The organism is Leisingera sp. F5 (assembly GCF_001593695.1).
Genome location: NZ_LUKH01001412.1, coordinates 1 through 1,048, shown reverse-complemented (window position 1 = coordinate 1,048; position 1,048 = coordinate 1). Strand labels below are relative to the sequence as shown.

1 protein-coding gene and 1 pseudogene are annotated in these 1,048 nt (G+C 58.4%); both read right to left on the bottom strand.

Annotated features, from left to right (window positions below):
* Positions 1 to 236 (bottom strand): annotated as a pseudogene (locus tag A2I95_RS41870) (universal stress protein); the annotation flags it as partial.
* Between the two features lie 218 nt (positions 237 to 454).
* Positions 455 to 889 carry a DUF4405 domain-containing protein gene (locus tag A2I95_RS41865; RefSeq protein WP_291738148.1) on the bottom strand — a complete coding sequence of 145 codons (435 nt, stop codon included), beginning with the start codon at positions 887 to 889 and terminating at the stop codon, positions 455 to 457.
* Positions 890 to 1,048: the final 159 nt, after the last annotated feature.

Sequence of the window (1,048 nt, the reverse complement as noted above, 5' to 3'; positions counted from 1 at the left end):
CCAGCGCGGGTTTCGGCTGCCTGACGGGCCTCCCGGAGACGGTCAACCCAGTCGGCCGGCATCGCTGTTGAGCCGAAGGCTGTCGTGCCAGAGACGAAGTAGGGTCTGCCGGGCGGATTATCCAGCAGCAGGCAGGCGAGGTATGCGTCCTGGCGCTGCGCCGCTTCGGCGGCAGCGATGACAGCTTCGTCGCTGGTGTCTGTGGCGAGCACATAGAGAGCTGTGTTGCGTTGCATGTCTGGCCTCCGGGTTTTTGATCGCGGCAAGTCGGCATGCACGCCGCGTCAATCAGTAAATCAGGGCTGCTGCGGGATGCCATGATCCTGATCAATCCGGTGTGAAAGAGTGTCTCCCCTTGGGCGCTTGCATGAAATATGCCGGACTGACACCACTGCAAACTATGCCTAAGGTTAAGGCCGGCCTTTCGGCGGGGCCTGATAGCCGGCATCATGATTCAGCGGGCCCAGAACTCCTGCTTGAACAGCTCGTTGAGCTCGAGCAGCCAGTTGGCCGGAGGAAGCTGAAGAAGTGCCAAGACGGTAAAGCCGGCAACTGCCGCGAGCGCAATCAGCGCCTCGGCCCGGTGGCCGCGTGGAGACATCCTGCTGCCGAAGAACAGCATTTTGAACACATGCAGATGGAGCGCTGCATGCCACAGGGAAAAGGCAATAAACAGCGCCGCCAGGACAATATGGAGATCACTCCAGTCCTGCCTGCCCAGTCCCAGCGCCTCCCAATCCACCTGATTAGAAATTTTACCTTTGGGCGAAAAGAAAAGGATGCTGCCGCTGAGAAGAATAGCTGCAAATGAGAAGGTTACACCAAAAACGGCCAGGGCCCTGCTAGTCAACCCGGCTTTTGATCTGGTTTGGGTACCGGTCTGGGTCATTTTTTGTCTCCTGTCTGGATAGGTTGAGTCTATCCGGCAGCAAGTCCGCGCGCCTTGATCCAGACATGGTTTTGGCGTGCAGGCGCAGAACGGGCTGGTTTGACCTCACTCAAGGCAGGCACAATGTGCCTCTGGTATGCTTAGCCAGGGGTAGACCAA